Origin of the sequence: Methanobrevibacter sp. (assembly GCF_045646045.1) — an archaeon.
GTDB lineage: Archaea > Methanobacteriota > Methanobacteria > Methanobacteriales > Methanobacteriaceae > Methanocatella.
In genome coordinates, this window is the sequence record NZ_JAZRJY010000055.1 from 1 (window position 1) to 14,267 (window position 14,267).

Genomic DNA, 14,267 nt, shown 5'->3' on the forward strand with positions numbered 1-14,267 from the left:
GATTTCATAAGAAAACACATCATCAATCACTTCCACAGATATGTACAGCACTTAGATGATGAAAATATTGAGAAAACATCAAACAAAGTCGAAAATTACTACCGACAAACTAATCCAGAAATAATAAAGAAATTATACAAGACTAAAAATGGAATTCTAACATTTTTAGACTATCAAATGAAAAATTGGACTGAAAAACATCTAAAAATAAAATAGGCCTATAAAATTTTACAGACTCAAAAAAAAGAAAAACTATTTTACATAAGTAAAATAGTTCAAATTTTTTAGTCCAATTCATTAATGGATGTTCCTTTAGTTTCAGGAAATACCCAAATCCAAAGACCAACCAATATTGCAAATATTGAAGCTATAGCAATTCCATAACTCAAATCAAAGTATGTTGCAACAAGAGTTATGGTTATAGGGGTGAGGAATTGCGCTCCACGTGCAAGATTGAATACCGTACCAACACCAGTATTTCTGATTTTTGTTGGAAACAGTTCTGAAAACAGTGACCCGAATCCTCCAAAGAATCCTGTTCCAAATCCTGTCAAGAACATGAATACAAATATTAAATCATGAATTGCAGCAATCTGATTCCAGCAAATTGTAATCATGGCTATACTTATACCCATAATGAAACTGTAAATGGTAAATGCAGGACGTCTTCCAAGCCTATCGGCCACATAACCGAAAGTGGTATAACCTGTAAAATCACCGCATTGAATTAATACAACACCAAATGTTGTGCCGACAGCTGCCAAGCCTCTTTCCTGTGCAAGGTATGTTGGAAGCCAGGAATATGTATACCAATAAGCGGACATACCGAATCCGCATAATATCAGACAAAGAAGGAATATTTTTCTATATTCTCTTGAAAATAATTCTTTAAATTCCTGGAGAGGATGTTTGTTTTTGAACTGATCTTTATTTTGAAGCCATACATCGGATTCCTTAAGATGTCTCCTAATGCGGATGACACTAAGTGCAGGAAGAACTGAAACCAAAAATGTCAATCTCCAACCGATGATTGGACATACTAATCCACCCACTATTGCAGCTAAAATCACACCAACCGGCGCTCCAGATTGCATGAAAGCTCCAAATTTTGCCCTTAATTTATCAGGAAATGTTTCGTTAATGTAAATCTGACCGGTAGCCCATTCTCCACCAACACCCAATCCTGTAATGAATCTAAATATTATTAATGAATAGAAAGACCATGAAAAGGCAGATAACATAGTACCTATGGAATATATGATGATTGTCCATTGCAATACTCTTTTACGACCATATTTATCGCCCAATGCTCCAAAAATAATACCTCCAAAACCAGTGGCAAACAACGATATGCCCAGACATAAAGAGAGCATTTCAGCGGAAAAATGAAGGTCAGCCTGAAGATAGGATACTAAAAATGTAAACAGCATCAAATCGTAGAAATCAAAAACCCATCCTGCCCAGCTCAAACCGAAAATCCTGTAATGGTCTTTGGTTAGTTTTGTTTCTTCATTCATCAGCATAATTATACAACCCATAACCTATTTGATTTTAAATGAAATTTAGTCATCTAATTAATATTAAGTTTTATATGATATTTAAAAATATTTAAATAATTTAATTGAATATTCATTTTTGCTAAATATTCAATTGTATTGATTATTTAAGTTAAATGGGAAAAAATGAATCCATAAGTCAAATTTTTACACCCCCATTAAATTGAAAATATGCTTTAACATGAAAAAATAATTTGAACCATAAATAAATATAACATTTAAAACTATTAAATTACATAATTATAACCTAGTAGGCGATTAAATGATAAGTGATAATATTAAAAAAGGAATTCAACGAGCACCGCACAGGTCTCTTTTGAGAGCTTGTGGCCTTGAAGATGATGATTTTAAAAAACCGTTCATTGGAATAGCTAACAGTTTTACCGATATTGTTCCGGGACATATTCATCTCAGAGACCTTGTTGAATTTGTAAAAGAAGGAATTATAGCTGCCGGTGGAGTTCCATTCGAATTTGACACCATGGCCATTTGTGACGGAATCAGTATGAACCATGAAGGAATGAAGTATTCCCTTCCTTCCAGAGAAATTATAGCTGCTACAGTTGAAAGTATGACTAAAGGACATGCTTTTGACGGATTGGTATTAATTCCAAGCTGTGATAAAGTTGTTCCTGGTATGATTATGGGTGCATGCCGTGTAAACATCCCAAGTATTGTTGTTACAGGGGGCCCTATGGCTGCAGGTAATTATAAAGGAAAAAATGCTGATTTAATTACTGTTTTTGAAGCTGTCGGTGAGCACTCCGCAAGAAAAATAACCGAAGAGGAAGTATATGAAATGGAAAAATGTGCCTGTCCGGGACCGGGCAGCTGTTCAGGATTATTTACAGCAAATACGATGGCATGTATTACCGAAACACTAGGTTTGTCTCTTCCATTATGTGCTACAACTCATGCAGATACTGAAGAAAATAATCAGATGGCATTTGAATCAGGAAAACAGATTATTGAACTTGTAGAAAAGGACATTAAGCCATCCGACATATTAACTCAGGAAGCCTTTAACAATGCTATTGCAATTGACATGGCTTTAGGAGGATCATCAAACACTGCTTTGCACATTCCCGCTATTGCCAGTGAAGTTGAAGGTGTTGATGTTGATTTGGAATTATTCGATAAAATCAGCCGTGAAGTTCCCCACATTGCATTAATTTCACCTGCAGGTGAAGACAGCATGATGGACTTGCATTTGGCAGGAGGAATTCCTGCAGTATTGAAAACACTGGATGACAAAATTGATAATACTCCATTAACAGTCACCGGTAAAAGCATAGGAGAAAACCTTGAAAATGTTGAAAATAAAAATACTGATGTTATTCGTCCATTAGATAATCCTGTTCATGAAGATGGTGGAATAGCTATTCTTAAAGGTAATATTGCTCCAAATGGTAGTGTTGTTAAAAAAGGTGCAGTTGCAGAAGAATTAATGCATCTTAAAGGACCTGCAAAAGTTTATCATTCTGAAGAAGAAGTAACACAGGCAATATTCAATCATGAAATAGAAGAAAGAGATATTGTTGTTATTATCTATGAAGGTCCTAAAGGCGGTCCTGGAATGAGGGAAATGTTAAACGCTACTTCTGCACTTGCAGGAATGGGAATTAAAGATGTAGGTCTTATTACTGACGGAAGATTTTCAGGCGGAACACGTGGCCCATGTATCGGACATGTATCACCTGAAGCAATGGCATCAGGACCTATTGCAGCCGTCAAGAACGGAGACATAATTGAAATTGACATTAACAACAGATCCATTAACGTCGAATTAAGTGATGAAGAAATAGCTCAAAGACTGGAAAATGTAAAACACCCTGAAAGCGATGTTGACGGCTGGTTAAGCATATACCAAAAATTGGTTCAATCTGCAGACAGCGGAGCTATCTTAAGGTAGTGTTAAAATGGAAATATTAAAATACTCAGAAATTGACTTGGCTGAAACAATAAAAAGATCAGAACAGGATGTAAATAATGTCCTGGATACGGTATCTGAGATTTTAAACAATGTTAAAGATAATGGCGATAATGCAGTAAAATCCTACACCGAGAAATTTGATGGAGTTTTGGTTGATGAATTAAAAGTGTCTGAAAGTGAAATAAAAGAGGCTTATGACACTTTGGATGATTCCCTATTGGCTGCGTTAAAGCAAGCTGCGGCAAACATTGAAAAATTCCACAAAAAGCAAATACCTGAAGAATGGGAAATGGAAGTTAATCCCGGAATTACTGCCGGACAAATCGTAAGGCCAATAAACTCTGCAGGATGTTATATTCCCGGAGGCAGAGCAGCTTATCCGTCTTCAATATTAATGACAGTTATCCCTGCCAAAATTGCGGGAGTTGAAAAAGTAATATGTGTCACTCCTCCTCAAAAAGACGGGAAAATCCTTGATGCAATTCTTGTAGCTGCAGATATTGCCGGTGCTGATGAAATCTATAAGGTAGGAGGAGCACAGGCAATCGGAGCTCTGGCCTATGGAACTGAATCCATCCCTAAAGTCGAAAAAATAGTAGGTCCAGGTAATATTTTCGTAACTGCAGCTAAAAAATTGGTTTACGGTCAGGTAGATATTGAATTTCCGGCAGGCCCTTCTGAAGTATTGATTCTTGCCGATGAAAGTGCGGAACCTGAATTTTTAGCAACTGACATTTTGGCACAGGCAGAACATGACCCTAATGCATCATGTTTTTTAGTGACTGATTCAAAAGATTTGGCTGAAAAAACTAATGAATTCGTTTTAAAACTAACTGAAATCGCCCCTAGACGTGAAATTATTGAAGAATCATTGTCCAAAAGTGGAAAAATTATTATCACTGACACATTTGAAGAAGCAGTTTACGTTACAAACGAATATGCTCCGGAACATTTAATCATATCTACAAAAGATGACGATGAAACACTATCACAAATCAATAATGCCGGATCAATATTTTTAGGTCAATACTCACCTGTAGCTGCCGGAGATTATGGATCAGGTACAAATCACGTATTGCCGACCGGCGGTGGGGCTAAAATGTATTCAGGCCTTTCAACCGAAGCCTTTATCAAAAAGCCTACAGTTCAAAGAATTACAAAAGAAGGTTTGGGTGAACTTGCAAAAACTTCAGTTCCAATAGCTGAATATGAAGGATTCTTTGCTCACTCAGATTCATTTAAAAGAAGATTGGAAAAATAATTTTCTATCTTCAACTTTTTTTATTAAGAAGAACTTATTTTACTTTAAAAAAAATAGAAAAAGTGATAAAAATCACTTTAAACATTTACAGATGCCGGTAGGTTATGAGTGTTTCCATAATCTATTAATATACTTACACAGATATCCAACATTCTTGATGGAGAAATATCAGGGACTCCTCCCGTGTAAATACCAACATAATTTGGAACAGCACCATTACTTTCAATCCATGATGAGAATCTGTTTGACATGTCTACATAGTTTGTACGTGCAATACTTTGTGAATAGTCACGTCCACTTGGATGAGGAGCATATCCGGGATTTCCGACAGATATTGTTGCATCAGGATGTCCGCTACCAATTTGAGAAATGGATTTAGTTAAAATATACAAACATTGTGCCTTTGATAAAGAAAGTGATTTGAAATTGACTGGGAAATTGCCGCCGGAATTTCTAATAACCTGAGCCAATGCAGGAGATTCACTTACTGGAAAACTGTCTAATGAAACGGCGGAAGCACCTGAACCGGATGAACTGGAACTTTGCTGTGGTGCCTGATTAGCACTATTGGCACTTTGGGAATTATTATTAAATAAACCAGTACCAAAACCTACAAACACAACGGCTAAAATAACAATTGCTGCAATCAAAACAGCGATTATAATCTTTTTATTTCTGTCATCATCGTTTTGTGTAGTGTTAACAGGTTTTGGAGTATTAACATCACCAGTATTTGATTTAATTTGACTTCCACAATGTTTACAAAATTTTGAACCATCTTTTATTTCTTCCCCACATTTAGGACAAAACATAAAAAATACCTCATTTAAATTACAATAGACTCTATATTTTTTATATTTAAAATATTTTTTTAACCAATTAATGAAACTGAAAAATTTTAGTCTGTAAAATTTCACAAGAAGTCTTTTTTAAAGGAATTTACCAACTATGAAAAGTCTGCAAGCAAGTACTTGCATTCAATTATCTTTAAATTAGATTAAAAGAAATAACAATATTTAAACAAGAAAATGGAGGATAAATTTTGATATTCAAATCAAAAATAGGAATATTTATAATTTCAATTTTATTTTTAATGATGTGTATGTCCTCCGTTAGTGCGGGCGATACAGATAATTTAAATTTTCACGATGTATCCAAATCAAACATGACAAACATATATGGATACGGCGGTTTTGACGAATTAAATTCAGACATTCAGAATCTGGAGCCTGGAGACATTTATGATATACAAAAAGATTATACATACAATGAAAAACACAATACATGCTATGAAAAGGGTATTTTAATAAATACTGATAACATCACCATCAACGGTAACAATCACGTGATTGACGGCGGCGGCCTTTCCGCATTATTTACAATCAACGGAAACAATGTTAAAATATTCAATTTAACATTCACCAATTCCAAGGACACCTTTATAACTACCTATTTCGACTACAAATATGTGGACAGTCCAATAACATGGAACGGAAATAACGGTACAATTTCCGGCAGCGAATTTATAGGAAACAGTGCAGTTAACGGTGGAGCAATAACATGGACCGGAGATAACGGGAACATTTACGACTGTAAATTTATGAATAATTCTGCAAGCTGCATTGGCGGTGCACTCTATGTCAGCGGCGCAAACAATACAGTAAGCAATTCAATTTTCTTAGATTCCAATTCCAGATTATCCTGTGAAGCAATATACTATGAACCGAAATGCAAAAATCACAACATTAACTCCTGCAGTTTTGACGGGCTGAATTATGTGAACGGAATTATGGGGGGAGATTACTTCTTTTTATGGAATGCAACTACCGATGTAGCGGGACAAAACGTTGACATCTACCAATATTTGTATTTGAGCATATTCTATAATCAAACAGTCACTTTCAATAATATAATATGTTATAGTATGTGGAATGGAACTGACTTTATCTTGTATTTCAATAAAATCTTTGATAATCAGGATGAATGGATTCAAATCGATCCAACCTATTCAGACTGTCACAGCAGCATTATTTTCACAAAATCATTAAATATAACCAATGATGGAAACCTTAATAGTGTCTATTCATATCTATTTTATAATCTTTATAAAGAAGAATATACCTTAACTGCCAATTACAGGATTTCCGGTCCAAACGCTTATCAGGAAGCAATGAAAAAGAATTCAGATTATGTATTCGGCAAATTCCTCAAATATATAGGAAATTCTCCTGTGAATAAAATATTGAACATTGAATTAAAAAACCAAAAAGGACAATCTGTCAAATGCAAAAACAAATGGAAAGTGGCATCATTAGGTTATGATATAGTGAGCATAGACGGTAACGGTTTAAAAGTCTGCGGCCAATACGAAGATAGACATGAAGACAGATGGGCCTTTGTAGAAGACTGCCAATTAACAGTTTCCAACATGATTATAGAAGGATTCAATGTTGGAATTGAAAACAAAGGAACATGTATCTTAAATAATGTCGTATTCAATAAAAATAAGATGATTTATATCTTAGATAGCGGCTATGGTGGAGGTATTTTAAACTACGGATTATGTATTTGTAACAACTGTTCCTTTACACACAACCGGGCAGACTTTGGAGGAGCAATATGCAATATAGGAATATTGGTTGTAAATACATGTACCTTCGATGATAACAGGGGTTATGAAAAAGGTAATAACATTTTAAATATAAATGATGCTGTTGTAATGATTAACGGATACAGATATGACTCAGGAAAAAATGATAAGATTATTTCAAATCCTTTTGGAAATGAAAGTTGCTATAACGCTTCAGATGCAAAGTTAGTAACCAACTCAAAAATGGACAAAAAATCAAATGTGGGATTTTTTGTAAGCCTGACGCTAATTATTGTAGGTACTTTAGTAATGATTGCCGTTCCTGTAGTTTCATCAATTATCTGTGCTGTTACAACCGTAGCTGCAGGCTCTATTTTTCTAACATTGTCATCAATTGAGGGATACATATTTTTCTTCAGTGGTGCTGCCTTCGTTGGTACCCTACTAACAGTAGATTTGTTAACTGATACAACTGTAATGATTAATTAAAAGGAGTATAATCTCCTTCTTTATTTTTTTCAAAAATTACCCGAAAACTGAATATAATCAACCATCCAACAAGAAATTAAATTCAAAAAGACAAAATTCTACAATGCCCAAATATTAATATAGCTTTTTTCAAAATAATATTAAGGGGAAAAAATGCAAATAGACTATCTAACTATTCTAGAATTTGTTGTGGAAATAATTGTTTTTTTAATTTTAATGGTTGTTTGTAGATTTATTTTTGATAAACTCGAAAATTCATCCTACAAACTATTAAATCCGAGAGAATATTTGCCGGAAGAGGAAGTCCATTCATTAAGGCAAATGTCTTTCCTGATAATGATGGCTTTGCTGTTCATAAGCGTTTTATATAACTTAGTCTATATTGGAAAGGATCTGCTTTCTTTTGTAATATTCGATATTCTCATTTCCCTATATATCGCAACCAAACTGGACAAGAGAACCTGGAAAAACAGAATTTTATTAATATTGTTGATTCCATACGGTTCCCTGACATATTTCCTATTCGGCAAAAGCCTGGTAGGATATATAGCATTAATTCACATCCCAGTATTCATTTACTTTATAAAAGTATATTATGACAAGTTTAGGGAATATACTGAGTCAAACGGTTTGGGAATAGCTATAATTTTATTGTTTACAATAATATTTGTCAGTTTTTTCATAACTCAACTTGCAGAACAGGTTAATCCTTTAAATGCACTGGTCATGGTTTCAAACGCATTTACAAGTAATGGATATGCTGTTTTAGGAACAACCGCCATTGGAAAAATCAACTCAATATTTCTGGTTTGGGGAGGTTACATATTGTCAGGCGTAGGTACCGCAACTCTTGCAGCCGCAATCCTGAAAAAACACCATGATGTTAAAAATAAAGAGTTATATGATAAAATTGATGAACTGGATAAAAAAATTGATAACCTTGAAGAGTTAATCAAAAAGAATAATAATGATGATCAGTCTGATTTATAATCTAATTTTTGTTGTCAATTAATTCTTTCAATTCATTGATTTCCTCGTGCAGTTTTTTATTTTCTTCACGAACAGCCTTCAGCTCATCCATAACTTCACGTGAGTTATCTTCGACTATACTTCTAATATCGTCCGCCATTTCATTTTCATTATTTCCCATTAAACGGTCTGTAAGGTACGAAGACAATGCCGCTGTAATTGTTGAGACAATAAATATTCCAACAATAATCAATAAGATTGTTATTACCCTATCGTTGAATGTCTGTGGGACTATATCACCATAACCTACAGTAGTTAACGTAACAATAACAAAATAAAAGCTATCAAATAAATCATCAGAAGAACCGAACATTATATACAATATTGTAAATATTATCACCGTAAAGAATATTCCGCCGATAATCTTATCTAGATTCGTCTTTTTAATGAATTTTTTAAAGCCATTGAAGAATTTGTTATATAAAATCATTATCCGAAGCAATTTAAAAAACATTATATATCTCAAAATGTTAGCGCCAGGAATAACGGCCGGCAGCAACGCCTCAATAGGTATGGAAGCGATGAATGTTACGATATTTTCCTTATCCTTTAAAAACTCTTTTTTTGAAGGAGCCCTGTAAAACTTAATTATCCATTCTGAGAGAAGAAATATACACACGACAAAATCGAACAGTATAACAACATACGAAAGGTCATCCGGAAGATCCAAAAGAAGACCTGCAGTAATAAATATAATGTCTGCAAAGACTAAAAGATGCAATAGTACAAACAATGTTTTGGAACTTACTTTCATGCCCCTATCTTTCATCAACAAAACACCCGTTTAAAATATATTCAAGAATACAACAACAAGTTAAATGATATCCTAATTTACATTATACTTTTGATTGATAGATACTATGTTTAAGATTATAATTAAACATTACCCTATACGGATTTGGATATTGAATGAAACTAAAGAAAATGTCATTGCACAAATAGAATTTTTAAAAATTTTTTTGAAAAAAACAAGTAGAATTTCCACAAATCCAAAAAATTTTAAAGTCAACGAAAAGTCTTGATATACTGGAATTCTAACATAGTTTTATTAAAGATAAATTATAAAATTAAGTGCATAATGAAAATTTATTTTTATAACCTGAGGTGAATTAATTGCAAGGTTTATTAAATGATTGGAGAAGAAGTAATTACGCTAAAGATACAACTCCAGAAATCGCTGGAGAAGATGTTACAATCATGGGATGGGTTCATGAAATCCGTGATTTAGGTGGAATCATCTTTGTAATCATCCGTGATGTAACCGGTAGAATTCAAATTACAGCACCTTCCAAAAAAGTAGATGCTGAAATATTAGAAGAGTTAAGAGCTTTTAGAAAAGAATCTGTTGTAGCAGTTAAAGGTACTGTTCAGGAAGCTGGAAAAGCACCAAATGGTGTTGAAATTATTCCTAAAGAAATAAAAATCTTAAACTTATCCAACCAACCTTTACCAATGGACCCAACAGAAAAAGTAAAAGCGGAAATTGATACAAGACTTGATTCAAGATTTTTGGACTTAAGAAAAGAAAATGTATCAGCAATCTTTAAAATCAAAGGACAAATGTTCCACACAATAAGAGATTTCTTTTATGAAAATGGATTTTATGAAATTAATACTCCTAAACTCGTAGCTTCAGCTACCGAAGGTGGAACCGAATTATTCCCTATTACTTACTTTGAAAAAGAAGCATTCCTAGGTCAATCCCCCCAATTATACAAACAGATGATGATGGGTAGTGGAATGGATAAAGTATTTGAAATCGGTCAGATTTTCAGAGCAGAAGAGCATGATACTTTAAGACACTTGAACGAAGCTGTTTCCATAGATGCTGAAGCTTCATTTATGGATGATGAAGATATGATGAAAGTCTTAAATGATATGCTTGTTAACGTTATTGCAGACATAAATGAAAACTGTGCTCAGGAATTGGAAATCTTAGGCCATGAATTGCCTGAAGCTGAAGGCGATTTCCCACACGTTACCTATGATGAAGCAGTAGACATCATTAATTCAAAAGGTGTAGAAATGGACTGGGGAGAAGATTTATCCCGTGCAGCTGAAAAAGCATTAGGCGACACTATGGGCGGATTCTACTTCTTAACCAAATGGCCTTCTGCAATCAAACCATTTTATGTAATGCCATTTGAAGATGATGAAAAATATGCGCATGCATTCGATTTAATGTATAATAACTTAGAATTGTCTTCCGGTGCAACCCGTGTTCACCAATACGATTTACTCGTAAAACAAATTGAAGAAAGAGATTTAAACCCGGACGGATTTGGAAGCTACTTGAAAGCATTCGAATATGGAATGCCTCCACATGCCGGTTGGGGAGTAGGTGCTGACAGGTTGACTATGGTACTTACAGGATCTGAAAACATCCGTGAATGTGTACTATTCCCAAGAGACAGACACAGATTAACTCCATAGATAAAATGGAATATGATATAGCTATTATAGGTGGTGGTCCTGCTGGAATAATGGCAGCTATTGCATCCGGCAAGACCTCAAATGTAATATTACTTGAAAAAAATCCTTCATTAGGTAAAAAATTGCTTTTAACCGGTGGAGGAAGATGTAATATTACAAACAATAAACCGCCTAAAAAGCTATTAACTTTTTTTGATGAGAAAAATTTCTTAAAACACTCCTTTTTTACTTTTACAAATGAAGATTTGTATTCTCTTTTTGATTTTGACTTTATAGAAGAAGACAACAACAGAATTTTTCCTGAAAGCGAAAAGTCAATAGATGTCTTAAACGGGCTAAAAAAGCATCTGAAAGATGTTAAAATTCTATACAATTATGAAGTTAAAAAAATTACCGGGAAATTTATTATAAACGATGAAATTAAAGCTAAAAAAATAATAATTGCTACTGGCGGAGTCACTTATCCGCAAACCGGCTGCAGCATCGATAATTACTTTTTGGTTGATGAAGAAAAAACAAAAATTAAGTACGGTCTTGCTCCATTAGTAACAAAGGATGATTTAAGCCAAATTGCCGGAATAACATTGAACAGTGTTGAATGCATTTATAAAAAATCCAAAGTTAAAGGTGATGTTTTAATCAGCCATGTTGGACTCACTGGACCGGGAATAATCGATTTAAGCAATAAAATTTCAAAAGATTTGGATTATGATATTTTAACTGATGATTATAATATTGACTGTGAAATATCAATTGATTTGCTTCCTGATTTATCTCGTGAAGACATAAAAAATAAATTTGATAAGGAATTCCAGGAAAAGGGAAAAACACAGATTAAAAATTATCTTAAACAATTTTTAACAAATAATTTTATAGAATTCTTCTTAAATAAAGTTAATATAGTTGCCGATACCCAATTAAACAGGATTAACAAAAAAGAAAAAAACCGATTAATTGAAAATTTAAAAAGATTTACATTTGAAATTATTGACTTTAATAAAGATTTGGCAAAAATAACAATTGGCGGAATTGACTTGAAAAACATTAATCCTAAAAGTATGGAATCAAAATTAACGCCAAATTTGTATTTTGCTGGAGAAATTCTGGATTTGGATGGGCCTACTGGCGGATATAATTTAAAGATAGCCTTTTCAACAGGATACCTGGCAGGATTATCTGCAGGAAAAAGTGAATAATTGATAAAATTATTCTGTGATATGTAGATAACCATACTATTTTTATGAAAAAATGAATGTGAAGTTAAAATAATTTAATGCATGCCCTATTAAAATGATAGTTTATTCTAAAAAACTATTAAATTTTTATAGGAAATCGTTTTAAAAACAAGTTAAATTTTTAGCAAAAAATTAAAAAAATGGGAAAATTAAATTTCCCATAACAATTAGTTTTTCCTTCTTAATGATATACCAGCAATTGCGAGTAATGACAAGAGAACCATTACAAGCGGATTACCTGCAGCAGGCATAGTTGAAGATTTATGAATATCTTGGCTGTCAGGATTGGTATTGTTTCCAGGCTCAGGATTTACTGGGTCAATAACTTCTATTACAGCAGTATCATTGTTATTTGAATAATCCGCTTCATGACAATCGGATATAGCGAATGCATCAACATATAAAATACCGCTTATTGAAGCTTTAGTGTTAAGTAACATAGTGACTTTTTCTCCAGGAGCCAAATCACCAATAAACCAAACTCTGTTTACAGGGTCAAAGATGCCTACAGATGGTTCAAATCCTAAAATGTCTAATCCACTAGGTAAATTAATATATGCGCAGGTATTGATTGCAGTATCAGGTCCGTTATTTACAACAGTAACAGTAAATACAACATTATCTCCAACAGTTACATTTGTAACATCAGGTTCAATAGTAAGTGCTAAATCAACCTCAGGATAAACAGTAGTTGAATTATTACAGTTGTTGTTTGTTTTATTCGGATCGTAAGTTTCTGAACTAACATCTGCCATATTAACAATAGTTTTATTGGTAGTACCTGCTATAGTCACAATAGTTAAAATTGCAGATTCTCCTTTATTAAGGTCACCTATAGTCCAAACTCCAGTAGTAGGATTATAAGCTCCTTTTGAATCATCTGAAATATAAACTAAACCAACAGGTAGTTTATCATTGACAACTACATTAACAGCAGTGTCTGCACCATTGTTAGTAACAACAATAGTCCACTTAATTAAATCGCCTTTAACTGTAGATGAATCAGATACCAGTTTACTAATTACTAAATCAGCCTCAGGAGGAATAACAACAGAACTATCATCATTGTTATTATCCATATTAGGATCATAAATGTCAGATGAAACATTCTCATACCTAGTAATAGTTGTATTAGATTTATTAACAATTGTAGTTATTGTTAGGGTTACAGTTCCATTGACAGGTAAGAATCCTATAGTCCATCTACCAGTTTCATTATCATAAGCACCACCTGAATCATCACCAACATAAATCAATCCTTCTGGAATAATATCATCCAAAATAGTATTCAATGCATCATCAGGTCCATGATTAGTTACATTAATAGTCCAAACAACAGTATCACCAATATGAGTAACATTGGTTTCATGGTCATTGGTTATTGTAACTTCTAAATCAGCTTCAGGAGGAATAACAACAGAACTATCATCATTGTTATTATCCATATTAGGATCATAAATGTCAGATGAAACATTCTCATACCTAGTAATTGTAGTATTAGATTTATTAACAACAGTCACAATAGTTAAGGTAACAGTTCCATTAACAGGCAAGAATCCTATAGTCCATCTACCGGTTTCATTATCATAAGCACCACCTGAATCATCACCAACATAAATCAATCCTTCTGGAATAATATCATCCAAAATAGTATTCAATGCATCATCAGGCCCATAATTAGTTACATTAATAGTCCAAACAACAGTATCACCAATATGAGTAACATTAGTTTCATGGTCAT

10 protein-coding genes and 1 pseudogene are annotated in these 14,267 nt (G+C 33.4%); 7 read left to right on the forward strand and 4 right to left on the reverse strand.

The window, feature by feature from the left end; all coding sequences use genetic code 11:
• Positions 1–216: pseudogene (locus tag ACKI5C_RS03305) on the forward strand (transposase); the annotation flags it as partial.
• Between the two features lie 68 nt (positions 217–284).
• On the opposite strand, the gene ACKI5C_RS03310 reads toward ACKI5C_RS03305, so the two are convergent.
• Positions 285–1,517: an MFS transporter gene (locus tag ACKI5C_RS03310; protein WP_407431800.1), complete on the reverse strand. Its 1,233-nt coding sequence runs from the start codon at positions 1,515–1,517 to the stop codon at positions 285–287.
• Between the two features lie 301 nt (positions 1,518–1,818).
• On the opposite strand from ACKI5C_RS03310, the gene ilvD reads away from it, so the two are divergent.
• Both ilvD and hisD read left to right on the forward strand, forming a co-directional pair.
• Entirely contained in the window at positions 1,819–3,468 is a 1,650-nt protein-coding gene (gene ilvD / locus ACKI5C_RS03315; protein WP_407431801.1) for a dihydroxy-acid dehydratase, read from the forward strand.
• A 7-nt stretch (positions 3,469–3,475) separates the two neighbouring features.
• Positions 3,476–4,750 carry a histidinol dehydrogenase gene (gene hisD, locus ACKI5C_RS03320; RefSeq protein ID WP_407431802.1) on the forward strand — a complete coding sequence of 425 codons (1,275 nt, stop codon included), beginning with the start codon at positions 3,476–3,478 and terminating at the stop codon, positions 4,748–4,750.
• 77 nt (positions 4,751–4,827) lie between these two features.
• On the opposite strand, the gene ACKI5C_RS03325 is transcribed toward hisD, so the two are convergent.
• A complete protein-coding gene (locus ACKI5C_RS03325; RefSeq protein ID WP_296797828.1) occupies positions 4,828–5,562 on the reverse strand; it encodes a zinc-ribbon domain-containing protein in 735 nt (244 codons plus the stop codon).
• A gap of 290 nt (positions 5,563–5,852) precedes the next feature.
• Here ACKI5C_RS03325 and ACKI5C_RS03330 point away from each other — a divergent pair, with 290 nt between their 5' ends.
• Both ACKI5C_RS03330 and ACKI5C_RS03335 read left to right on the forward strand, forming a co-directional pair.
• A complete protein-coding gene (locus ACKI5C_RS03330) occupies positions 5,853–7,829 on the forward strand; it encodes a hypothetical protein (RefSeq protein ID WP_407431803.1) in 1,977 nt (658 codons plus the stop codon).
• Positions 7,830–7,982: 153 nt separating this feature from the next.
• Entirely contained in the window at positions 7,983–8,819 is an 837-nt protein-coding gene (locus tag ACKI5C_RS03335) for a hypothetical protein (RefSeq protein ID WP_296861841.1), read from the forward strand.
• Between the two features lies 1 nt (position 8,820).
• Here the strand turns inward: ACKI5C_RS03335 and ACKI5C_RS03340 are convergent, their stop codons facing one another.
• Complete coding sequence (locus tag ACKI5C_RS03340; RefSeq protein WP_296808209.1) at positions 8,821–9,627, reverse strand: potassium channel family protein; 807 nt, start codon at positions 9,625–9,627, stop codon at positions 8,821–8,823.
• A gap of 344 nt (positions 9,628–9,971) precedes the next feature.
• Here ACKI5C_RS03340 and aspS point away from each other — a divergent pair, with 344 nt between their 5' ends.
• Entirely contained in the window at positions 9,972–11,291 is a 1,320-nt protein-coding gene (gene aspS, locus ACKI5C_RS03345; RefSeq protein ID WP_407431804.1) for an aspartate--tRNA(Asn) ligase, read from the forward strand.
• A gap of 5 nt (positions 11,292–11,296) precedes the next feature.
• A complete protein-coding gene (locus tag ACKI5C_RS03350) occupies positions 11,297–12,487 on the forward strand; it encodes an NAD(P)/FAD-dependent oxidoreductase (protein WP_407431805.1) in 1,191 nt (396 codons plus the stop codon).
• 206 nt (positions 12,488–12,693) lie between these two features.
• Here ACKI5C_RS03350 and ACKI5C_RS03355 read toward each other — a convergent pair.
• On the reverse strand, positions 12,694–14,267 hold a 1,574-nt coding region (locus ACKI5C_RS03355), incomplete at its 5' end, for a DUF11 domain-containing protein (protein WP_407431806.1).